Raw genomic sequence first — 21,906 nt, forward strand, 5'->3', positions numbered from 1 at the left:
TGGGATGCCAACCCGAGCATACCAGGCTTAACAGTCCCCTGGCAACGAATATTTTGCCTTAATAAAGGCTTCTGCGGACTTGCGATCGCATATCTGTTTATCTAGTGTTGCAACCAACAAATCATCGAGCATCTGCTTAAATTTCGGACTGGGTTTATACCCTAATTGTTTCAAATCATTGCCATTCAGCAACGGTTTGACGGTCCACCAATGGGTTAAATACTGCCAAATTCGACGTCGAACCCATCGCGGACTTTGAACTGCGATTAAAATCAACATTGGCAAATCATAAGGTGCTAACAGTCGATAAAATTGACTGGCTAATTGGCATTCTGGCATCCGTTTCATCACATCGGCTTTAGCAGATTCTAGCTGTTGAAGTCGTTCGATGCTGTCTAGAGTAAATTGCAACGTATCCGCCACATCGCCCCGATATTCGGGTGCCAAATGAGCAATTAAAACCTCTAACCGTACCTGCCAATGGGTTAACGTTTTTTCTGGATCAAAACGAATTAAACCCCGATCTACTAATCGAATTTGTCGCCACAACTCCTGATTCAATTCTAAGGTCGGGTGAATACAGCGCAATGCTTTTAATTCTCCCAAAAGTTGTAAAGCGGGTTTCCAGTAAGGCGCTTGCAAAATATATTTTAACTCACTTTTCAGCCGAGTTTCCAGAGCCGGAACCCGCTGTTGAGTCGAGTAATTTTCCGATTGAACTTTCTCATAAATCCCGCTATTGATGGCATAATGAATATAATCTTTGGTTTGAAATTCTAGTTCAAATCCCAACCGCACCGCAAACCGAACCGCGCGATAAATTCGGGTTGGGTCTTCAATAAAACTGTTGGCGTGTAAAACACGAATTTGGCGATTTTGTAAATCATTCATTCCCCCAAAAAAGTCTAAGAGTTCGCCCTGATAGGGTTCAGTTAGACGCAACGCCAAAGCATTAATTGTAAAATCCCGTCGGTACAAATCTTGACGAATAGAACTCGCTTCAACTTCCGGGTTAGCTGCGGGATAGGGATAAAATTCCGTTCTCGCCGTAGCAATATCAATCCACAGCGAATCTAAAACCGGGTCATTATGCCATAATAAAGCAGCCGTTTGAAACTGTCCGTGAACGTCCAAACGAGCGTTTGAATAAGTTTTTTGTAACGCAGAAGCCAATTCAACTGCGGGGGGATTTTTATCGTTTTGTTGGTTATTTTCTACGGCGTTATAACTTTGATGACAGCCATCAACCACCAAATCAATATCCGTCAACAACAGCGTTTTTTCCGGGTCAGCTAACAACAAATCCCGCACCGCTCCCCCGACTAAATAAAGTTGCCAACCCCGTTCTTGGGTGAGTTCCGCCAGCCGGTTCAAAAGTTCTAATAATGGCGGCGCCAAACGCTGTTCAAGTAGCTCTTGAATCGAATCACAAGTTGAACCGGGAATGCAGCCTTTACCCGCTTTTTTCTGCGGTCGTTGTTGTTGGTGAAGCAGCCTTAAAACATCGGTTCTGGTGACAATTCCGACCAAATTATTCCCTTCTAAAACGGGTAAACGTCCGATATCGTATGTCACCATTAAAGACTCAATTTCCGGTAAGGTTGTATCGGGTTTAATCGTCTTTAATTGCGGCGTCATATACCCTTTAACCGGAGCGTGACTAAAGCCGTGATGCAGCGCAATATCGAGGTCGCGCCTGGAAATAATTCCCACTAATTGATCTTGTTCGTCTACAACCGATAAACCCGAATGACCGTAGCGCAATAAAATCCGGTGTGCTTCAGCAATTGTTGTCTCTGGGCGAATAGTTCTAACCGGAGAAGACATCAACTCTTTAGCGGTGGGAGGATGGGGAATTTGTGCTTTAAATTCTTCGACAATTTCCGTTAATTTTTCTTGGGGATTCGTATCTTTAATGACTACAGAAGCCGCCTGATCGTGACCTCCACCGCCAAAAGGTTTAAACAATTGATTCAGGCTGGTTTGTTCGATGCGAGAACGTCCGATAATTGTTAAACGTTCGGTTTCTTTGTTCTTCTTCTGCTGACAATTTCCGAGCAATAACGCATCGCTTTCTGTTATTTCAATTAATTGAGAAGCCAAACTCGATAAACCCGGAACATAATCTTCTGTTTCGAGTAACACCCAAGCCACCTGATAACCGCGAACCGTGACTTGATTTAACTGTTCTAAAGCAACCGTTAATAAATCTTGTAATTGCGTTGAAAATCCCGGTTCAATATATTCGGCGATCACCTGCAAACTCGCGCCATTTTCCATCAACCACGCCAACGCTAAGGCATCTCTGGGCGTGCTTCCTTCAAAGGTTAACGAACCCGTATCCACATGAATTCCCAACGCCATTACCGTTGCTTCTGCTGCGGTTAACAGCCATTTTGTGTCTTCGGTTTGGCGGTGTTGTTTGGCATCTTTTAGCTTTTCAACCACTAAAGTTGTTGTCGAACCAACCAATTCGATTTGAGTGGTTGTTGCGGGAATATTTAACTCACTATCGGGATGGTGATCGCAGACGGTTATTTCATATAAATTCGGTAAATCAAACCATTCCGATGCTTTTCCCAAACGTTCGCGGTTTTGGGTATCAACAACAGTCAAATAGCGAATCTTTTCGGGGTTAACAGAACGCCGTTCAATGAGGGGAAATTCATCTCGATGTAAGGCTAAAAAATCTCGAACTCCCGGATGAGAACCGCCCGTTAGAACGATTTTACTTCCCGGATACAAACGCGACAGTCCAACAGCGGCGCCCAAAGCATCAAAATCTGCGGTGGTATGGCATAAAATTAGGTGCATAGGAATAGAAAAAATGACGTTAGACAGGAGGAACTTTATCTATATTAGTTCTTTTAGAGCCAAATTATAACTACCCGAAGACATGATATAATTTTAAATCAAGTAGAAATCAAGTAGGTTGGGTTGAGAAAACCCAACAAACCCGATATTGATTGAACCTAACAGGGTTGTTATTGTTGGGTTGAACTGGCGTTTAACCCAACCTACATCTACATCAATAATAGTTGGAGAAGAGTAGATAGGTTACAATAACACCCATTTTCTATTTGTAGGATTATAAGCGATAATGGATATGTGATATTTTCATTGTTAAATTGTAATAGCTATGACCGAGTTACTTGAACGTGCGTTCGCGTAGCGTCCCGGAGGGAATCGCTAAGTTAAGAACCTTATCCGCCAGCGAACAAGATGCGATGGCTTCGATGATTCTCGAAGAACTTGAAATTGAACCCAATCCCCCCCGTTCTCTGCTTTCGGTGTTAACCACATTGCCAGACATTACAGATAATTTTCCCGATATAGATGAGGAGTAAATTTTATTGATTCTATAATCAGTTTCAACTGACTTCAATATTAAGACCTGAGAAACCCGGTTTCTTGGTTGAGAAACCCGGTTTCTGATATTTTTAGTTTTTTCCCAAATGTTGAGATAATAATTTCTCACAAACCTCAACGGGAATCCCCGACAAACGACTCAATTCTTCGGCGTCGGGTACACCACCGGGAAGAGTGATAACTTCCCAATTTCTCCCATTATTAATTAACGCTACCATTCCCCCCGCTTCTCCCATCACCCAAGTTGCCAAACCAAATAAACCTTCTATGGTTACTTTGGTAACTTCAGGTGTGGTAAGTCCCGGTTTTTCAACGGCTTCTATAACCGCAGTTTCAAGGGGACTCGGTAAACTTTGAGCGAAAGTTTTAGGAATTTCTGATAAATTGATTAATACAATTATCGGAAAAATGATCAGCGATCGCCAGAAAGTGTTACAATAGTTTAGGCTCATTTTTTTAAGTTCCTCTAACCGTTTGGTGGGTCAAATTCTCAAGGCTTTCCTCTGTTGGGTGGGTCAAATTTTCAACGGTTTCCTCTGTAGAAAAACATTAATGGTTTGACCCACCCTACTATGATAATAAAATTTTCAACGGTTTCCTCTGTAGAAAAACATTAACAGTTTGACCCACCCTACTATGATAATAAAATTTTCAACGGTTTCCTCTGTAGAAAAACATTAACAGTTTGACCCACCCGACTCCTTAAATTTCCAGAGATTAATGACTCCCTTCTCCTCGTAGGAGAGGGGTTGGGGGTAAAGTTAATGTACAAATATAAATTATCACTGATGAATGGGAATTTCTATCGAAAACTCTGTTCCTTCTCCGACAACAGAATGACATTTCAGTTCACCTTTGTGCTGTTCTTTAACCACTTGATAACTAATTGATAAACCCAAACCCGTTCCTTTTCCGAGCGCTTTGGTGGTGAAGAAAGAATCAAAAATTCTATTTTTAACAGCTTCAGACATCCCAATTCCATTATCAATAATGCGGACAATCACTCGTTCATTAATCAGAAGTTCTGTAGAAATTTTAATGATACCGGGATGGTCTTTTTGTTCTTGAATGGATTTTTGTTTATTTTTATCTCTAACCGCATCAATTGCATTGCTTAAAAGATTCATAAACACTTGATTTAATTGTCCGGGATAACACTCAATTAGCGGTAAATCACCATATTCTTTAATGACTTTAATCTCGGCTAACTCTCCACTGGCTTTTAAACGATGTTGTAAAATCATTAACGTGCTATCAATTCCGTCGTGAATATTCACCGTTTGAACTTCGGATTGATCGAGACGAGAAAAATTTTGAAGCGATCGCACAATTTGACGAATTCGATCTACCCCCATTTTCATCGAGTCGATCACTTTTGGCAAGTCTTCGGCGACAAAATCAATATCAACATCTTGACTATATTCAACAATTTTTGAATCCGCTTGACAACTCTGTTTTTGATACAAAGACAGCAACGTTAATAAATTATCCGCGTACTCTGTAATTGGCGAAAGATTCCCATGAATAAAATTCACCGGATTATTAATTTCATGGGCGACACCCGCAACTAATTGACCCAAACTTGACATTTTTTCGGTTTGAATTAACTGAGTTTGTGTTTTCTTTAATTGGTGCAAAGCTTGAGTTAACTGTTCGGTTTGATTTTGAGTTTTTGTTAATAAATTAGCTTGCTGAATTGCCACCCCGAGTTGAGCCGCAATCTGAGAGAAAAATCCCACTTCTAACGATTGCCAACGCCTTGTATTTGCATGATGATAAGCGACTAACAAACCCCAGAGTTTACGCCCTACAAAAATCGGAGTAATCAAGTAAGCTTTTACCTTAAGTTTCTCCAGCATTTCGAGATAACACTGGGAATGTTGAACCTTATAAATATCATTAACCGAGAGGGTTTTTCCTTCTTTAAAACGTCCCCCTTCCGTTTCTTGTAAACAGGTATCTGCCCAATTTGTTACCCCCAGACTCACCAAACTTTCCCAGGGAGAAATCACAAATTCATAATCGTGAATAAATTCCCCGCTCCAGTCTTCTTTAAAGCGATAAACAACCACCCGATCCGCTTGTAAGACTCGTCCCGCTTCTTGAGTTGTTGTCTGAAAGATTTTCTGAATATTCAGAGAATCGCGCATTTTGGTCACGACATCAAACAAGACTTGTTGTTGTTTTAAAGTTCGTTGACTTTCGATGGCGGCTTGTCTGAGTTTTAGGGTTTGTTTGCGAGTTTGAAGTAACAGTTGAGCTTGCTGAATCGCCACTCCTAATTGAGTCGCCACTTGAGAAATAAACTGAACTTCTGACGTTTCCCACTGACGAACATGAGTGTGTTGATAAGCCGCCAAAATTCCCCACAACTTTTGTCCGACAAAAATCGGCGCCGTCACAAATGCTTTGATGTGAAATTGATTGAGAATATCAACATGACAATGGGTTAAACCCGCCCGTTCAACATCATTGACAACAAAGCTTTCACCATTGCGATAACGTCCGCCTTTCGTTTCTTGTAAATAGGTGTCATCCCAGACCGTATTTACCCCAATTTGGAGATTAGACCATTCGGAATCAACAAACTCATAATCCCCAACAAATTCGCCCCCCCAGTCACTATTAAAGCGATAAACGGAGACTCGTTCAGTTTGTAAAGATTTGCATAACTCTTTGGTTGTGGTGCGAAAAATCGTCTCTAAATTGAGTGAATTTCGCATCTTTGTGACCACATCAAACAGCACTCGCTGTTGTTCGGTGGCGGTGCGAAGATTATTCGCTGTTTCTTCTAATTTTAAGGTTCGTTCCTGAACTTTGACTTCTAAACTCGCATTAATATCCTGCATCTGTTGACGCATTTGATATTGATAAATCGCCGAAGAAAACTGATTTCCGAGCGATCGCGCTAATTCCAATTCATTCTCCGCCCATTTCGGGGGTTCAACTCGTCTTTGATCCCGCCAAACTTCAAAAGAAATCTGAGGATAAAGCTGTCTTTTATCATTTTCAACCCGTCCCGCCCAGAGCTTTTCCGTTTCCATTTCCTCGCGAAAAACACTCAAATAACCGAGCAATTCCTGACGATAATGGAGCGGAATCATCAATAAACTGCGTATTTTTGTTTGAAAAAAAGCCGATTGTAAATTTCTGAGTTTATCTTTTTTAAAAATATCTGAAATCGCCCAAATATCGTAATTTCCCGATTGATAATGGTTTTGCCAAACACTATATTGTTCCATCAGCGGATAGAGGGCCAGTTCGGGAATTTGCGGTTGTGTCCCGCTTGTATAAACCTGCACGCTACCACTTTTCAGACAGTCTTGAAAACTTTTAACCGTACCATCTTTGATGTTATAAAAATTTGCTTTAATACACAGCCTTCCGCCCGACCCTTCCAAAGTCGAAATGATTTCTTCTAAAGCGGGTTGCAACTCAATATTGACGCTCGAATGTAAAAAACTATTAATTCGATTAATACAAGCTTGTAAATTCGCTCTTTCTTCAGCTTGAGTCAACAGTTCTGAATGAACAATCGCCACCGAAAGCTGATCGACAACCGTCTGTAAAAGTCGCAATTCGCCATCGGGAATCGTGCGAGATTCACTATGATGAGAAACCAGCAAACCCCAAAGTTCATCTTGGTTAATAATCGGGACGACAACCGAAGATTTTACCCCCATTGCCGTTAGATATTCTAAATGACAAGGATCGAGGGGACGGTAGCGAATATCTTCGCCGCGAGTTGTCCCATCATCGAGTTCCTCAAAGTGACTCTGGCCAATTTCGCGAGTTTCGGTATTCGTAACAGATCGGACTCGCGATTTAATAAACAATTCTCGGGCTTCGGGTGGAATATCTCCAACCGGAAAATTCAACCCCAAAAGCGAGGGTAAACGGTTATTAAAAATCGATTCGGCAACCACCTGACCGCTACCATCGGGATGGAACTTATAAATTTTCACCCGATCCGTTCCCAACAGTAAGCGAACTTCTGCGGCCGTTGCTGCTAAAATGTCAGTCAGCTTTAGCGATTGTCGAATGCGATTGGTAATGCGATGCAACACACTATCGTGTTCTAAATTCACTGGTAGTGTTTGTACCTTTGAAATCTCCACGCCCAACCTCTCAAATTTCTAAAAAGACTAAATTGAGACCTTCCCCGAACATGATGAACTCTAGAATGTTTCGTTGATCGATAGAGACAACTTTAGCGCCCGCGATCGCTTTAAATTTAATCCAATGACGCCACGCTTTCAACCCGCCAGTATCTGTCGTCTACAATCCCATCAACTCCGACAAAACAGTAAGATGCAGAAATCAGGAGTCCACCTGATTAGATTCTAACGTTTCTTAACCTGACCGAAACCGGATTAACATCCCCAAATTGCAGTTTGATTTTTCCATCCTCCGGGTCAAATGTGATCAAACTCTTGAGATCTTGACTCGCACATTCCATCTACCCAGTATCGTATAAGATAATCAAACTACAATCGGTAAATTCTCGAGCCTACGAACAGTGAATGTTTTAGTTGTTGGAAATGGAGGCCGCGAACACGCCCTCGCCTGGACCTTACTGCGCGCGCCCAATGTCAAACAGGTGATCTGCACCCCCGGAAACGGAGGAACCGCCACCCTCAAAGGCTGCCATAATGAACCCGTCGCCGTTGATGACTTTGAGGGCATCAGACGCATTGCCCAAAAGTATAACGTTTCTCTGGTCGTTGTGGGGCCGGAAGTGCCGCTGTCTTTGGGGATTACGGATTATTTACAGCAGTACAATCTGACCGTATTTGGCCCCAACCAAGCCGGGGCGCAACTCGAAGCCAGTAAAGCTTGGGCCAAAGCGTTAATGCAGCAGGCCAATATTCCCACCGCCCAAACTGCGGTTTTTACCGACGCGGCGGCGGCGAAAGCCTACATTCAAACCCTGCCTATTGTGATTAAAGCCGACTGTTTGGCCGCCGGAAAAGGGGTGACGATTGCCGATCGCCCAGAAATCGCCTATGCTGCAATTGATGCTATTTTTGCCGGCGAATTTGGCCGAGAAAATCAAACCGTTGTCATTGAAGAATACTTAACCGGTCAAGAAGTCTCTGTACTCGCCCTCACAGACGGTCAAACCATTCGTCCGTTAATTCCCGCCCAAGATCACAAAGCGATCGGCGAAGGCGATACAGGCCCAAATACGGGGGGAATGGGCGCCTACGCTCCCACACCGATTTTAACCGATTCTCTCAGTCAACGGATTCAAACCGAAATCCTTGAACCCACCCTGGCTACCTTGCAAAAGCGGGGAATTGACTATCGAGGCGTCATTTATGCCGGGTTAATGATTACCCCCGATGGCGAACCCAAAGTTTTAGAATTTAATTGTCGCTTTGGCGATCCGGAAACTCAAGCGGTTTTGGCGTTGTTAGATACGCCTCTCGATGAAGTCATACTGGCTTGCTGTCAACAACGGTTAGCCGAGTTTCCGCCCTTATCCTGGAAGCCTGGAGTTGCCGTCTGTGTCGTTTTGGCTTCTGCTGGCTATCCCGGATCTTATCAAAAAGGTTACGCTATTACTGGAGTTGAACAAGCAACTGCCAAAGGAGCAACCGTTTTTCACGCCGGGACGAAGTTGTCTGGCGATCAAGTCATTACCGATGGCGGGCGGGTTTTGGGCGTCACTGCTGTGGGTTCGACCTTTGAAGCCGCGATCGCTTTGACCTATGAAGCCGTAGACTGTATCGGGTTTGAGGGAATGTATTGTCGGCGCGATATTGGTTTTCGTCTCGCCCAAGGTTAGAACAAAATCGACAATTGGTCCGGCATTGTAAAATAATTATGGCAGTTTAACAAAACTTAACTTAAGATCGGCAGTGGGCATGATAGGGAATAGTTCGGTACACTAACCCTATGATTGGCTGAACCGTCCCAACTTCAAAAATCATAAATCTCAAACCGTCGGGAGATGCTGGCAATTCTGAAAAAAATCGGTGAAATTATCGCGAATTGGTGGTCGGAGTTTACCCTCCAGACCCGGCTAATGGCCGGAGCAACTTTGGTTGTTTCGCTATTAATGAGTGGTTTAACCTTTTGGGCCGTTAACACCATTCAAGAGGATGCTCGTCTCAATGATACCCGCTACGGTCGAGATTTAGGCTTACTCTTGGCCGCCAATGTCGCCCCGCTGATCGCCGAAAATCAACGGGATGAAGTCGCCCGTTTTTCTCGACAATTTTATACCAGTACCTCCAGCGTTCGGTATATGTTGTACGCTGACCCAGACGGGGATATTTTTCTGGGTTTACCCTTTTCCGATTCTGCCGTTCAAAATTCTCTCACCCTCCGACGCCGGATGCAACTCCCGGATAATTTTATTACCAGTGTTAAAGCGGGAGATTTTACTTCAATTCCGATGGTCCGCCAACACACCACCCCCGCCGGACAGGTGACAGATGTGTTTGTTCCGTTGATGCACGAAGGACAATATTGGGGAATTTTAGCGATTGGAATTAATCCGAATCCCACCGTTGTTGTCTCCTCAAATTTAACCCGAGATGTCACTTTGGCGGTGTTTGTGTCAATTTGGGTGATGGTGATTTTAGGGGCGGTTTTTAATGCGTTAACCATTACCCAACCCATTAAAGAACTGTTGAGAGGGGTGCAGAATATTACCGCCGGCAATTTTAACCAACGGATTGATTTACCCTTTGGCGGGGAACTGGGGGAATTAATCATTAGTTTTAATAAAATGGCGGAACGACTCGAACGCTACGAAGCCCAAAATATTGAGGAGTTAACCGCCGAAAAAGCCAAGCTGGAAACTCTGGTTTTAACCATCGCAGATGGGGCTTTATTGCTGGATGCTCAGTTGAATTTAATTTTAGTTAATCCCACAGCCAGACGTCTGTTTAATTGGGATGGAAGAAGTGTGATCGGGGAAAATGTGATTCATCATTTACCCCAACAAATTTTACAAGAAATTTCCCAACCGTTACAACAAATCGCCACCGGACATCAAGAAGGCGGAGAATTTCGCTGTTCTTTGAATGAACCCACCAACCGCACCCTGAGAATTCTGTTAAATACCGTTTTATTACATAAAGCACCCGGACTCGATCCCTTGTGTGCCACTTGCATTCACCAAGATAATCATACTTGCAGTTCTCCCGAACATCCCAACGCTAAAGAATGTACTTTGTATGAAGAAAATGATCACTTAAAATTAGACGATAAATATCGGGATAGTCTCAAGGGAATTGCGATGACCATTCAGGATATTACCCGAGAAGTCGAGTTAAATGAAGCAAAAAGTCAGTTTATTAGCAATGTCTCTCACGAACTGAGAACCCCGTTATTTAACATAAAATCTTTTATTGAAACCCTCCATGATTACGGCGAAGATTTAACCGAAGCCGAACGTCGAGAATTTCTGGAAACCGCCAATCACGAAACCGACCGTTTAACTCGTTTGGTTAATGATGTACTTGATTTATCCCGCTTAGAATCCTGTCGAATTTATCACTTTGAACCGATAGATATTGCCCAACCCATTGAACAAACCTTACGCACCTATCAACTCAACGCCAAAGATAAAGCCATCGAATTGAGTCAGGACGTTGAATCAGACTTACCCCCCGTCGTTGGTCATTACGATTTATTGTTGCAAGTTTTTGCGAATTTAGTTGGGAATTCTCTGAAGTTTACCGAAGCCGGAGGACGGGTGATTATTCGCGCCTATCTTTTGAACGACCAACCGACATTTGTCAGTAAAGAAGCCGAAGAAATTGAAAAAGGAGGTTGGATTATTTCACCACCCCCACCCCGGCCGTTAGATGAAAAAATTGGGTTAGAAATTCCTTCGCCACTTCAATATGTGAGAATCGAAGTTTCAGATACCGGAAGTGGAATCGCACCCGAAGATCAAGAAGCTGTATTTACTCGGTTTTATCGGGTCGAAAATCGGGTTCATACCCTAGAAGGAACGGGTTTGGGATTATCGATTGTTCGTAATATTATGGAAAAACATCACAGTCAAGTTCACCTGATTAGTGAATTGGGAATTGGAACCACATTTTGGTTTGATTTGGCCGTTTATCAAGAAAGTTTAGATTCCCATGTTGTTAATAATTAAACATTTTTATCCTCGGGTTGAATTGTACTTGAATTGTACATTTACCGAAAATTGCCTTATATCCCCCAGATTTATCTGTGGGGATATAAGGCGAGTGAGCGTAGCGAACAAATCTTGCACTACCCAATGTTTTATCTACATTTTTCTGTGATAAGATAGCAGAATGCTAGTAAGAGAAGCCAAGCTATTGACGGGGCTAAAGGAGCAATACAAAGCTCTTGATGAAGCCATTCGCACCGCACAGTTCATTAGAAACAAGTGCGTTAGATACTGGATGGATAACCGGGGAGCAGGAAAACCGTCTTTGTACGTTCACTCCAAAGACCTAGCCAAAGAGTTTGATTTTGCTAAAAAACTCAACTCAACAGCCCGTCAAGCCAGTGCAGAGCGTGCTTGGAGTTCTATATCTAGCTTTTATTCTCGTTGCCGTAAAGGAGACAAGAAAAAGGGGTATCCCCAATTCAAAAAACATTGTCGCTCTGTTGAATACAAGCAATCTGGCTGGAAGTTATCTGGTGATTGTATGCAAATCACATTCACCGATGGCTTCAAGGCTGGAACATTTTCTGTATTCTGTAACGGAGAAACAAGGGAAGACCTACACCGATTAAAAATTAATCGTGTCAGGGTAGTCCGTCGTGCCGATGGGTATTACGCTCAATTTTTGTTTGATGGAGATCGCAAAGAGGAAGGCGATTTTACCGGAAATGTCATCGGACTAGATCTGGGTTTGAGATATTTTTATAAAGATCAAAATGATAACGCCGTTGAATATCCTAAGTTTTTGCGGAAAGCTGAAAAACGGTTAAAGCGTCAACAGCGAAGACTTAGCAAAAGGTTCGCTCTAGGTGCTAAACCTCAATCAAATAACTACCATAAAGCAAGAATTAGACTGGGTAAATGCCATTTAAAGGTTCAACGCCAACGCAAAGACTGGGCTGTGAAGTTAGCCCGGTGCGTAGTGACATCTAACGATGTTGTGGTATATGAAGACCTCAAGATACAAAACATGGTCAAGAACCATCATCTAGCTAAGTCAATTTCAGACGCGAGTTGGTATCAATTCACCCAATGGTTAGACTATTTTGGAAAAATCTGGGATAAAGCGGTAGTCTCTGTTAGTCCAAATTTCACATCTCAAGATTGTTCTAACTGTGGATTTCGAGTAAAAAAAACACTCAGTACCCGTACTCATAAATGTCCGAAATGTCATACAGAAATTTGCCGCGATACTAATGCGGCACTTAATATTCTGAAGAAGGGCATGAGTATTCTGGGTAGCGAGTATCAACAATACAGTACCCAAGGGCATTGGGAAACTGCATCGAAAGATGAAACGCGAGGGCGTGACTTCCGCCTCTGTTAATGAGGAGAAATCTGAATTAATAAGTGGTGTCACTGAACCAGGAATTAACTGTAGTTAAGAATCCCCTAGCTTTAGCTATGGGGAGTATGTCAAAAAACAGATAACAGCAAACTGACGCCAAGCAAACCCAACAGCACCAACCAAACCCCATGATTTTGTACCCAGTATTTTATTCCTGCGAAACCTTGACGAGAAGATTTCACAGGGGAAGGCGGTAAAATTGGTTCAGAGCGATCGTGGTATAATGTGCATTCTTTAGCATAGGGACGTTGAGGAAAATTGCAAGTATCATCCTCATGGTAGAGACAACTGCTACACAAATAACTATCTTGACTCGCTCGATGTAGGGGGATACCCGGATGACCAAACGCTTTAAGCTGATATTTACAATGGGGACAGGCGATCGCCTGAGAATCAACGGGTTGATGACAGCGGGGACATTCTGACATTGTGAATTTTAGATGATATCTAGCAGGAGATGGAGGCGAAAGATCGCACAATAGAAGATGAGCCAGGACAAATTACAGTATAGAGTTGAATGATTTCACTCTCACTGACCATTTTAGCGAAACACCAATTTAAAAGATGGACAATAACAACAACCTACTCAAGCAACTCCTAATGATCGGTATCGGAACCACTTCCCTGGTTGCGGAGAAACTTCAGGAAGTCACCGATCAGTGGGTCAAAGAGGGTACGCTCAACTCCGATCAAGCTAGAGTGTTTATGGATGACATGATGCAGCGACTCAAGCTAGAACAAGGAAACTTTGAGGAACTGCTTCAGCGACAAATGCGAAATGTGATGCAGGATGTCGGGGTTCCCCGTCAGTCGGAACTCGACGAGTTGCGGGGAAGACTCGATCGCTTGGAACGTCAAATTCGAGATTTAGAAAATCGTCTCTGGCGTTAGGGACTCCCAACAGGGTAAAGTAAGGGGTGGGTTTGTTCTGATGCAGACTGAGGAGAGTTAACCGTGAGAGAAATATTAGTTAGTCTGGGTATCGCTGTTGTTTGTGCTTTTGTCTTGCTGGTTGCTCAAATCACAACCGGTGGAAAACAAGCAACAGCATCCAATATCCAAACCACTCAACAGAGTAGCGCTCTGGAGGTAAAAACTTCGAGTAACCCTCTGTTATCCCAAGGCATTGCTCCCAAAGCTAATGTCACTGTAGCTCAAAATATGGATAGTGAAAACAAGATGGTGACAACTGACTCCGGTTTACAGTACGAAGTGATCAAAGAGGGAGATGGCGCCTCTCCTCAAAAGGGTCAAACGGTTGTAGTTCACTACACGGGGACTTTGGAAAATGGCAAAAAGTTTGACAGTTCACGCGATCGCGGTCAGCCGTTTTCCTTTAGAATTGGTGTCGGTCAGGTGATCAAAGGTTGGGATGAAGGCGTCGGTTCGATGAAGGTTGGCGAACAACGCAAACTGATCATTCCCCCGGATTTGGGTTACGGTGCGCGCGGCGCCGGCGGTGTGATTCCTCCCAATGCCACTTTGGTTTTTGATGTGGAATTGTTAGATATTAAATAATCGCTTTTCTGCTTCTCAAAATCAGGGGAAAGGGGAAAGGAGCAGTTATCAGTTTACACTTATCAGTTATCAGTTATCAGTTTTCTTGGTACTCTTGACTGGTCACTGGTCACTGGTCACTGTAAACTGTTCACTGTCTCCCCACCTCCCCCTGCACCCGATTTGCGATTTAATGAGCGGGGGGTAAACCATGAGAAGATTGACTTCCGGGTAAATAGCGATCGCCTCCCGCCAAGTTTCGGAATTTGGTAAACTGAGGATCGAACAGGAGTTTAATGGTTCCGGTCGGTCCGTTGCGGTGTTTGGTAATAATCACTTCGGCAATTCCGCGATCGGGTGAATCCGGGTTATAATAATCATCTCGATACAGCATAATCACTAAATCGGCGTCCTGTTCGATTGAATTATGAACAACGATATTATTAGCAATAAAATTATGTAACCCCGGAACGGTTAAATCATAGACTTCTGTTTCTCCAATCGGTTCAATTGCAACAATTTCATCCCAATAAATATCACTTTCTGCAAGCAAGGCTACTGTTTTGGATTTAACAACTTGAGCTAATTTTCCTGTTCGTTCAGCTAGAAAACCTAACTCAGTATCGCTCATCAATTGTAAATCAGAACTCGCCAAACATCTGGGTACAGCAATAGCACAACCCAAATTTAACTCATCTAAACGTTGCCAACCGTAAACGGTTAAAAATTGATGATTTCCCGTCGCTTTAACAGTACGACCCAAACGAGTTTTTAATCTAAAAACGGGCTTAATTCCTGTTGAAAAAGCATTGCTAACAACTGCCTTTTCTAACTTGAGAGTTGCTTGATTAATCGCCCAAACTAAAAAGCCAGATTTCCCGACTAATTCCCGAATAGGAACTTGTAAACCCCGATAGGCCAATGTGATTAAACTATCTCCTGCTAAACAGCCAGATTCTCTTAAATCGGACATCATCGGGCGCTTATTTGTCCGAGATTCAACGCTCCGACTCAACTGAGAAAGGGCGATCACCGGGGTGTTTAATTCCCTCGCCAACCCTTTCAATGATCGCGTAATTCGTGAGAGTTCCTGCACCCGATTATCGCTATTACTCCCCTCCATTAATTGCAAATAATCAATTAAAACTAACCCCATTGCGCCCCCCTGTTCCGCTTGTAAACGGCGCACCTTTGAGCGCATTTCTGTTACCGTAATATTGGGCGTATCATCAATAAAAATCTGCAATTCTGATAGCGTACCAATGGCAACGGTTAAAGGTTCCCATTCGGTTTGACTAATTCGCCCGGAACGTAAACGATTACTTTCGATTTTTGCTTCGCTAGAAAGCAATCTTTGTACTAGCTGTTCTTTTGACATTTCCAAGCTAAAAATCGCCACCGGCAGCCGATGAATTTTAGCAATATTATAGGAAATATTCGTACAAAGTGCCGTTTTTCCCATCGAAGGGCGACCCGCAACAATCACTAAATCCGAGCGCTGAAATCCCCCCGTCATCGCATCCAAATCATAAAAATCGCAGTTTAAACCGGGAAGGGCGACGCCTTCGTGACGGTCTTCAATATCCTGAAACGTATTAATTAGTGTTTCAGCAATAGAAATCAAATTTTGTTGCGGACGAACTTGAGTAATATTAAAAATCTTTTGTTCGGCCCGATCTAATACATCTTCGATATCAATGGTTGTATCGTAACCCAAATCAATCGTTTCGTGTCCGGCTTGAATCAAATTCCGGCGCATCGCTTTTTCGATCACCAACAGCGCATATTGATCGATATTTACCGCAGAAACCGTGCGATCGACCAACTGCGCTAACTTCATTTGTCCGCCCACTTCTTCTAACTGATTGTGATCGTCCAGCCAAGTGGTAACGGTCATTAAATCGGTGGGTTTTCCTTGAAAATGTAAATTTAATGTTGTCCGATAAATGGTTTGATGGGCTTTGATCGCAAAACAACTCGGATCTAACAATTCGGCGACGCGACTAATGGCTTCGGGGTCGAGTAAAATCCCCCCCAAAATTGCCTCCTCCGCTTCAATATTTTGGGGCGGTAGGCGATCGCTCGGCAGTTGAAAGTTAGATCGATTCGTCATAATTTCAGGATGGATAAAAACAATCCTTTTTAGCCGCTTCAGACGTTCATCGGGAACGTCTGATCGCCATTTAAACTAGCTAGGAACAACGTGAACTTCAACTTCTGCGGTAACTTCAGGATGAAGCTTAATTTGCGCTTTGTAAAAACCAATGCGACTGATATCGGGTAAAGTAATACCCCGACGATCGACTTCTTGGTTGGTCGCCGCTTGAATGGCTTCCGCCAATTCGCGATCGGTTACGGTACCAAAAATCGCTTCATTTTCGCCCACTTGTTTTTCAATGGTAAACCGTCCAATGGTTTCCAGAGCGGTTTTCCGCGCCATCGCTTCTTCCTTAAGAGCGATTTGTCTTTGACGTTCTTCTTCCCGACGACGTTCAACCTGTTTGAGGACCCCCGGAGTGGCGCGAACTGCTAAACTTCTCGGTAACAGATAGTTACGAGCATAACCCGGAGCGACTTCCACTAAATCCCCATTTCGACCGAGTTTGCTAATGTCCTGTCTGAGGACGACTTGCACACGCTTTGCCATGATCGTTCCTAATTATCTTTTAACCCAAACACTCTATAATAGCGAGATTTGTTATGCGATCGCAAGATCAACACCCGGAAAATTTATGCAGTCACTCATTACCACTGTGGTAGGGGCGGGTTCAAAATCAATGTTTGTCATCTTACACACAACTTCTGTAAACCCGCCCAACTGATCAGTTTTTTCTCGACTCCCACCTCCGGGGCGGGTTTATGGGGGTTATTGGTCAGAAGCATAAATCAATGCGGAGGCGCGCCCCTACATCGCCTGGGCGGGTTTATATCAGTTATTGCTGGGAAACATAGATTCATTCCTGAACCCGCCCCTACTGAACTTCTGAACTCCTTTCCTGTCAACTCCTAACTTTATGTCTAAACAAATTAATCTTCTTTCTGAAATTAAACAACGAGTCAAACCAATCATAGTTTATCGGTGGATTATCGGTCTAATTCGCTTTGGTTTTGTGGCCAAAGGTAGCATCTATGGAACCATTGGGCTAGTTGCAGTATTCGCCTTAGTTAACAGGGATCAAGAAATTCTGGGAACTCATGGAATTTTAGTAGAAATTGCGGAAGAACCCTTAGGAAGATTGCTGATTGGGATTTTAATGATCGGTTTAATGGGTTATGTTTTGCGACGGTTTATTCAAGCCGTATTTGACCCCAAACATCCGGGAGAATTTAATCTAAAACGCCTGATTCATCGCTGCGGTTATTTAATGAGCGGGTTGACCTATAGCGGTATAGTTTACACAGCCAGTCAATTGTTTATTGGTTTAGATGCAGAAGATGATGATACGATAGAAGATTTTGCCGATCAATTATTCGAGCATCCTTTTGGACTGTGGTTGATTATTATCGCCGGAATCTTTACCGTTGGGGTCGGACTTTCTTACCTGTACGGTTCCGTTAGCGAGAGTTATATTAGCGAGTTGAAGTCCGATCTCAATCCCCACCTGAAAACCTGGGCGACGGGTCTCGGTAAAGTTGGAATTGCAGCCAGAGGAATTAGTTTTATTATTATTGGAATTTTATTACTAGAAGCGGCGTTTCTGCTGCGATCAGATTTTGCAGGTGGACTCGCAAACGCATTAAAACACCTGGACAATCTACCTTTCGGTGAGTTGGGGTTGGCTGCGATCGCCTTCGGTTTCATCGCTTATGCTATTTATATGTTAGTGGTGGCATTGTATGGGCGAAATTGGATTTAATCGCTGTTTGTATGGCTTGGGAATACATCCCAAAAACTCGGTCACTTTCGCGCAACCGGGTTTTAAATCAAATCAAAATCAAGTCAATACCAGAAAGACAAAAAACAATCTCATCCTTTTGAAAGAGTCAAATCCTTCTTATGAGAGAAGCATCTGTTTAAATAAAATTGATACACTTACCTATAATTAACGTTTAAAAACAACTTTGCACCCGTTGAGGATCTCTCTTAATTCTCAAGCTGAGTAAGAAGTGAATTAACCGGTGTAGATGGCGTTAATTAAGTTAATGTAATTGAAAAGAATGATTCCTATGTTACACAATTCCAGTTTAAAAAATCCTAAAAACATTCGTTTAGGAGCGATCGCATTATCCTTAATGGCTATATTGCTACCGGCTTGTACAAACGAAACCACAACGAGAGAACAAGCTTTAGAAAACGTCACCACCCAACAAGTTTCCGAGGAAACCTCCAATTATGTTGGTCAAACCGTTACCATTCGAGGCGATATTAATGACGTGGTTGGCGACGCATCATTTCTAATGGATGATGAACAACTCTTGGGCGGCGAAGAAATTCTGATTGTGAATGCTTCTGGCGAAGGAATTACCCTTCCTCGAGGAGAAGGAAGCCAAGTACAAGTAACCGGAGAAGTGCGGAATTTTGTGATCGCCGACCTCGAAAGAGAATATGGTTTAGACTTCGATCCAAATCTTTATGCAGAATACGAACAACAGCCTGCGGTAATTGCCCAGTCTATTGCATTGTCCCCCGATCCGGGTGAGATCACCGAAAACCCCGAAAACTACTACTATAAACGGATTGCGGTACAAGGAGAGATCGAAGAAATCAGACAGACCGGAGTCTTTACTATCGATGAAGAAGAACTTTTCGGCGGCGAAGATTTATTAGTAATTACGAACAACCCCGATCCGAGAGTGAACGAAGATGAAAGCGTGACCGTTGTCGGAACGTTGCGTCCTTTTGTTAAAGCCGAATTTGATCGCGATTACGATCTAACTTGGGATTTAGATTTTCAACAAGAAATCGAAGCCGAGTATCAGAATAAACCGGTATTTGTAGCCGACGAAATTTATCCTTCCGCCCTATAAACCTTGAGAAAACACTCAGTCTTTGTCAAGATTTCAGACGAACCCGCCCGGAAAATCAGGGCGGGTTTTCACTCAAATTAACCTTGTTGATTTGACCAAGCCGGATGAGAGAAGATCGCCTCAATCACCCGTACTCCTCGAAGCTGGTTTGATAGAGGTAAATGACCAACCGGGGCGGTTAAATCCCAGGTAAACCCTTGAGGATAGCGAGTCCAAGTTCCATTTTGACGCCAGCCAATTTTCGGCCAAAGTTTCTCCCAATTTCTGCCGACGCCAAGCCAAAGTTTTCGCTGTACAGAATAGCCAAATTTCCCTTCTGAATAAATTTGCCACAGCAGATCAATTGTCTGTAAATCGGTAGTCGAGAAGCGTTTGACCTCAGAAAAATAGATCCATTTGCGATCAATTGCAGTCTCTCCTGCAAGTTCACACAACTTTTGTAGGGTTAATTTGTCAGCTTCGAGAAAATTTTGTTCGGCGAGGAGTTGTTGTAGAGGAGAATAGTCCACCTCAGCTTCAGAAGCAACAGAGAGTAAACCGTCTTGAAAATGGGTTTTGAGAAAATCCTGCACCGGTTCGGAATTAACCCGATAAAGGATCTGATAAACTTTACCCTCAACGGGGGTGATCGAAGCCGATCGGCGTTCTAGCAAAAACTCCATTAACACGGGTAAACCGACTTCCCCCGCCTCGGCTAATGCTTGAATGAGTTTGAGTTTTGTTTCTGTCGTTCCCGAGTTCAGTTGAGAACGAACTTCATCCGGGTTGAGAGAGGCATCCTCAGCTTTGAATGTTGTGATCGAATCAGTCATAGGAGGCGTTTGGGGGTGAGCAAGCGGCTGAATACTGGTGTGCAGATCCTCAACTATTGTACAGGTCATGGGTCTACAATTCTACGATCGCCCTAAAATCCGATTGACAATAGCGGTTGTGGAGGCGGGAACTTCGATTTTGATCAAACTCACTTGACCGCCATAGGCTAAAATTGCAGGGGTTTCGGGTAGGGTTTCGAGGGTGTAGTCGCCGCCTTTGGCGTAAATTTCCGGCTTTAAGGTTTCGATCAGGGTCGTCGCCGTCGCTTCAGTAAAGATGACTACAGCATCGACCGGTTTGAGGGCGGCTAAAACTTCGGCTCGCTGCATTTGCGGTACAATTGGACGGGGAGGAAGTCCGGGTTTGGCAGGTTTGATCGTTTGAACTGAAGAATCGCTATTTAACCCAACGACCAGCGATCGCCCTAAGCTTTTAGCTTGTTGTAAGTAGCGAATATGTCCGGCGTGGATCAGATCAAAACAACCATTGGTCAAAACCATTGGACGCCAAGCCCCCGGATCGGCAGCGATCGCCTGTTGTAACTGTTCTAAGCTGTAAAGATTTTTAATCTTTGAGAAGTCGAGATCGGCCATGAATTTGTATCTGCGATAATCAGAGTCTGAAGTTTAAATTTCATCAGGGAGTTCAAATTGGTATGCTAGGCTAGCGTTAATAAACTCATACGGTTAGCTAATGCCATTGAACCCCGACATTAAGCTAACACGATAGATTCCCCTGTCGATCTCCAACCCCTTAAAAATCAGCATTCTCCTCCTGCGGGTTTGAGAAGCCAAAACCTGTCTTGACTCGCCCTTTTTTATTTAACCCTGCTGTTTACGCAGATGATCACTGAGTTCACTCAATCCTATGAAAGCAACTACTAGCCGTCAATTTCCTTCGCTCGCCGCTTGGAGTGTTAAACTGATCGGGACAATTTTAATTGTTTCTTCCTTAGTAGACTATCTGATTTTATTAATTCCGCCCAATTTACTCAATCGCGGATGGCAACTCAATGTTACCAGCCAATTGGTAGACCGGGGTATTGTCCCGATGGTTGGAATGGGTTTGATTTTGATTGGTTTTTGGATGGATAGCGTCGCTTCGGGGGGAAGTCAAAAGCCGAGTAAACCTTTAACTGATTTGAGATTTTGGGTGGGAATTTTAGCCAGTGTACTGGGATTACTTTATCTGTTGTTATTCCCCCTGCATCTCAATAATACTCGCATCGCCCGGGCTGAAGCTTTATCCCAAATTAATCAACAGGCGACCCAAGCCGAAACTCAACTCAGCACTCAATTGGGAAGCGATCAGTTTCAACAACAGGTTGAACAGCGGAAAAATCTGCTGAGAAATCAGTTTGGTAGTTTGATTCAAAATGAAGATCAGTTGAATCAATTATTAGCCCGAGAAGATCTTCCCGAACAAGTCAAACAAGTTCTCGAAGAATCGAAAACAAATCCTCAAGCTCTCGACCAGTTTTTAGAACAACAAGCTGATAATTTACCGACTCAGCTTTTAACTCAAATTCGCGAACGAAAGCAAGAACTCGAAGAACAAGCCAAAACTCGTTCTTTGAAGTCTAGCTTACAAACCGGAATTAGCAGTTTATTACTGGCGATCGGTTATATTGGAGTCGGTTGGACTGGCTTGAAAGGGGTCGGAATTTTGGGTGGTGGCGGTGGTCGTCGCAAACCTTCTGCGGGTTAACCCAACAGGAGTTTTTCAACAGTAATCAGTATCGGAATCTTTC

The 21,906-nt window shown here is 43.3% G+C and carries 17 protein-coding genes; 9 read left to right on the forward strand and 8 right to left on the reverse strand.

Annotation, left to right across the window (positions count from 1 at the left end):
- Positions 1 to 27 precede the first annotated feature (27 nt).
- Complete coding sequence (locus tag ACL6C3_RS15955) at positions 28 to 2,814, reverse strand: CBS domain-containing protein (RefSeq protein WP_413168221.1); 2,787 nt, start codon at positions 2,812 to 2,814, stop codon at positions 28 to 30.
- A gap of 344 nt (positions 2,815 to 3,158) precedes the next feature.
- Here ACL6C3_RS15955 and ACL6C3_RS15960 point away from each other — a divergent pair, with 344 nt between their 5' ends.
- Positions 3,159 to 3,347: a hypothetical protein gene (locus ACL6C3_RS15960; protein WP_413168222.1), complete on the forward strand. Its 189-nt coding sequence runs from the start codon at positions 3,159 to 3,161 to the stop codon at positions 3,345 to 3,347.
- Between the two features lie 93 nt (positions 3,348 to 3,440).
- Here ACL6C3_RS15960 and ACL6C3_RS15965 read toward each other — a convergent pair whose 3' ends face one another.
- Both ACL6C3_RS15965 and ACL6C3_RS15970 read right to left on the reverse strand, forming a co-directional pair.
- A complete protein-coding gene (locus ACL6C3_RS15965; RefSeq protein WP_413168223.1) occupies positions 3,441 to 3,821 on the reverse strand; it encodes a hypothetical protein in 381 nt (126 codons plus the stop codon).
- A 330-nt stretch (positions 3,822 to 4,151) separates the two neighbouring features.
- Positions 4,152 to 7,457, reverse strand: a complete 3,306-nt coding sequence (locus ACL6C3_RS15970; protein ID WP_413168224.1) for a GAF domain-containing protein — start codon at positions 7,455 to 7,457, stop codon at positions 4,152 to 4,154.
- A gap of 431 nt (positions 7,458 to 7,888) precedes the next feature.
- Here ACL6C3_RS15970 and purD point away from each other — a divergent pair, with 431 nt between their 5' ends.
- The 3 genes from purD to ACL6C3_RS15985 all read left to right on the forward strand — a co-directional run bounded on the left by purD (position 7,889) and on the right by ACL6C3_RS15985 (position 12,857).
- Positions 7,889 to 9,160, forward strand: coding sequence for a phosphoribosylamine--glycine ligase (gene purD / locus ACL6C3_RS15975; RefSeq protein ID WP_413168226.1), 1,272 nt, complete (start codon positions 7,889 to 7,891; stop codon positions 9,158 to 9,160).
- Between the two features lie 165 nt (positions 9,161 to 9,325).
- Complete coding sequence (locus ACL6C3_RS15980; RefSeq protein ID WP_413168227.1) at positions 9,326 to 11,491, forward strand: ATP-binding protein; 2,166 nt, start codon at positions 9,326 to 9,328, stop codon at positions 11,489 to 11,491.
- A gap of 163 nt (positions 11,492 to 11,654) precedes the next feature.
- Positions 11,655 to 12,857, forward strand: a complete 1,203-nt coding sequence (locus ACL6C3_RS15985) for an RNA-guided endonuclease InsQ/TnpB family protein (protein ID WP_413168229.1) — start codon at positions 11,655 to 11,657, stop codon at positions 12,855 to 12,857.
- A gap of 89 nt (positions 12,858 to 12,946) precedes the next feature.
- On the opposite strand, the gene ACL6C3_RS15990 is transcribed toward ACL6C3_RS15985, so the two are convergent.
- A complete protein-coding gene (locus ACL6C3_RS15990; protein WP_413168230.1) occupies positions 12,947 to 13,306 on the reverse strand; it encodes a zinc ribbon domain-containing protein in 360 nt (119 codons plus the stop codon).
- A 136-nt stretch (positions 13,307 to 13,442) separates the two neighbouring features.
- On the opposite strand from ACL6C3_RS15990, the gene ACL6C3_RS15995 reads away from it, so the two are divergent.
- Both ACL6C3_RS15995 and ACL6C3_RS16000 read left to right on the forward strand, forming a co-directional pair.
- Positions 13,443 to 13,769, forward strand: a complete 327-nt coding sequence (locus ACL6C3_RS15995) for a phasin family protein (RefSeq protein WP_413168231.1) — start codon at positions 13,443 to 13,445, stop codon at positions 13,767 to 13,769.
- 63 nt (positions 13,770 to 13,832) lie between these two features.
- Positions 13,833 to 14,396, forward strand: a complete 564-nt coding sequence (locus tag ACL6C3_RS16000) for an FKBP-type peptidyl-prolyl cis-trans isomerase (RefSeq protein ID WP_413168232.1) — start codon at positions 13,833 to 13,835, stop codon at positions 14,394 to 14,396.
- Positions 14,397 to 14,565: 169 nt separating this feature from the next.
- Here ACL6C3_RS16000 and dnaB read toward each other — a convergent pair whose 3' ends face one another.
- Together dnaB and rplI are read right to left on the reverse strand one after the other, a co-directional pair.
- A complete protein-coding gene (gene dnaB, locus ACL6C3_RS16005) occupies positions 14,566 to 16,488 on the reverse strand; it encodes a replicative DNA helicase (protein ID WP_413159929.1) in 1,923 nt (640 codons plus the stop codon).
- Positions 16,489 to 16,563: 75 nt separating this feature from the next.
- Positions 16,564 to 17,022: a 50S ribosomal protein L9 gene (gene rplI, locus ACL6C3_RS16010; protein ID WP_413159930.1), complete on the reverse strand. Its 459-nt coding sequence runs from the start codon at positions 17,020 to 17,022 to the stop codon at positions 16,564 to 16,566.
- A 367-nt stretch (positions 17,023 to 17,389) separates the two neighbouring features.
- Here rplI and ACL6C3_RS16015 point away from each other — a divergent pair, with 367 nt between their 5' ends.
- Positions 17,390 to 18,232 carry a DUF1206 domain-containing protein gene (locus tag ACL6C3_RS16015; RefSeq protein ID WP_413159931.1) on the forward strand — a complete coding sequence of 281 codons (843 nt, stop codon included), beginning with the start codon at positions 17,390 to 17,392 and terminating at the stop codon, positions 18,230 to 18,232.
- Between the two features lie 310 nt (positions 18,233 to 18,542).
- Positions 18,543 to 19,343: a hypothetical protein gene (locus ACL6C3_RS16020; protein WP_413159932.1), complete on the forward strand. Its 801-nt coding sequence runs from the start codon at positions 18,543 to 18,545 to the stop codon at positions 19,341 to 19,343.
- 77 nt (positions 19,344 to 19,420) lie between these two features.
- On the opposite strand, the gene ACL6C3_RS16025 is transcribed toward ACL6C3_RS16020, so the two are convergent.
- Entirely contained in the window at positions 19,421 to 20,155 is a 735-nt protein-coding gene (locus ACL6C3_RS16025; RefSeq protein WP_413159933.1) for a GUN4 N-terminal ARM-like repeat domain-containing protein, read from the reverse strand.
- A gap of 81 nt (positions 20,156 to 20,236) precedes the next feature.
- A complete protein-coding gene (locus tag ACL6C3_RS16030; protein ID WP_413159934.1) occupies positions 20,237 to 20,749 on the reverse strand; it encodes an adenylyltransferase/cytidyltransferase family protein in 513 nt (170 codons plus the stop codon).
- 274 nt (positions 20,750 to 21,023) lie between these two features.
- Here ACL6C3_RS16030 and ACL6C3_RS16035 point away from each other — a divergent pair, with 274 nt between their 5' ends.
- Complete coding sequence (locus ACL6C3_RS16035) at positions 21,024 to 21,863, forward strand: HpsJ family protein (protein WP_413159935.1); 840 nt, start codon at positions 21,024 to 21,026, stop codon at positions 21,861 to 21,863.
- Positions 21,864 to 21,906: the final 43 nt, after the last annotated feature.

The sequence above is a fragment of the Capilliphycus salinus ALCB114379 genome (assembly GCF_047276495.1).
GTDB classification, from domain to species: Bacteria; Cyanobacteriota; Cyanobacteriia; order Cyanobacteriales; family Microcoleaceae; genus Capilliphycus; species Capilliphycus salinus.

Excerpts from the sequence above, each read along its gene's own strand:
- ACL6C3_RS15955 (WP_413168221.1), bottom strand. The coding sequence starts at position 2,814 with ATGCACCTAATTTTATGCCATACCACCGCAGATTTTGATGCTTTGGGC.
- ACL6C3_RS15965 (WP_413168223.1), bottom strand. The coding sequence starts at position 3,821 with ATGAGCCTAAACTATTGTAACACTTTCTGGCGATCGCTGATCATTTTT.
- ACL6C3_RS15980 (WP_413168227.1), top strand. The coding sequence starts at position 9,326 with ATGCTGGCAATTCTGAAAAAAATCGGTGAAATTATCGCGAATTGGTGG.
- ACL6C3_RS15985 (WP_413168229.1), top strand. The coding sequence starts at position 11,655 with ATGCTAGTAAGAGAAGCCAAGCTATTGACGGGGCTAAAGGAGCAATAC.
- ACL6C3_RS15990 (WP_413168230.1), bottom strand. The coding sequence starts at position 13,306 with ATGTCAGAATGTCCCCGCTGTCATCAACCCGTTGATTCTCAGGCGATC.
- ACL6C3_RS15995 (WP_413168231.1), top strand. The coding sequence starts at position 13,443 with ATGGACAATAACAACAACCTACTCAAGCAACTCCTAATGATCGGTATC.
- dnaB (WP_413159929.1), bottom strand. The coding sequence starts at position 16,488 with ATGACGAATCGATCTAACTTTCAACTGCCGAGCGATCGCCTACCGCCC.
- rplI (WP_413159930.1), bottom strand. The coding sequence starts at position 17,022 with ATGGCAAAGCGTGTGCAAGTCGTCCTCAGACAGGACATTAGCAAACTC.
- ACL6C3_RS16015 (WP_413159931.1), top strand. The coding sequence starts at position 17,390 with ATGTCTAAACAAATTAATCTTCTTTCTGAAATTAAACAACGAGTCAAA.
- ACL6C3_RS16020 (WP_413159932.1), top strand. The coding sequence starts at position 18,543 with ATGTTACACAATTCCAGTTTAAAAAATCCTAAAAACATTCGTTTAGGA.
- ACL6C3_RS16025 (WP_413159933.1), bottom strand. The coding sequence starts at position 20,155 with ATGACTGATTCGATCACAACATTCAAAGCTGAGGATGCCTCTCTCAAC.
- ACL6C3_RS16030 (WP_413159934.1), bottom strand. The coding sequence starts at position 20,749 with ATGGCCGATCTCGACTTCTCAAAGATTAAAAATCTTTACAGCTTAGAA.
- ACL6C3_RS16035 (WP_413159935.1), top strand. The coding sequence starts at position 21,024 with ATGAAAGCAACTACTAGCCGTCAATTTCCTTCGCTCGCCGCTTGGAGT.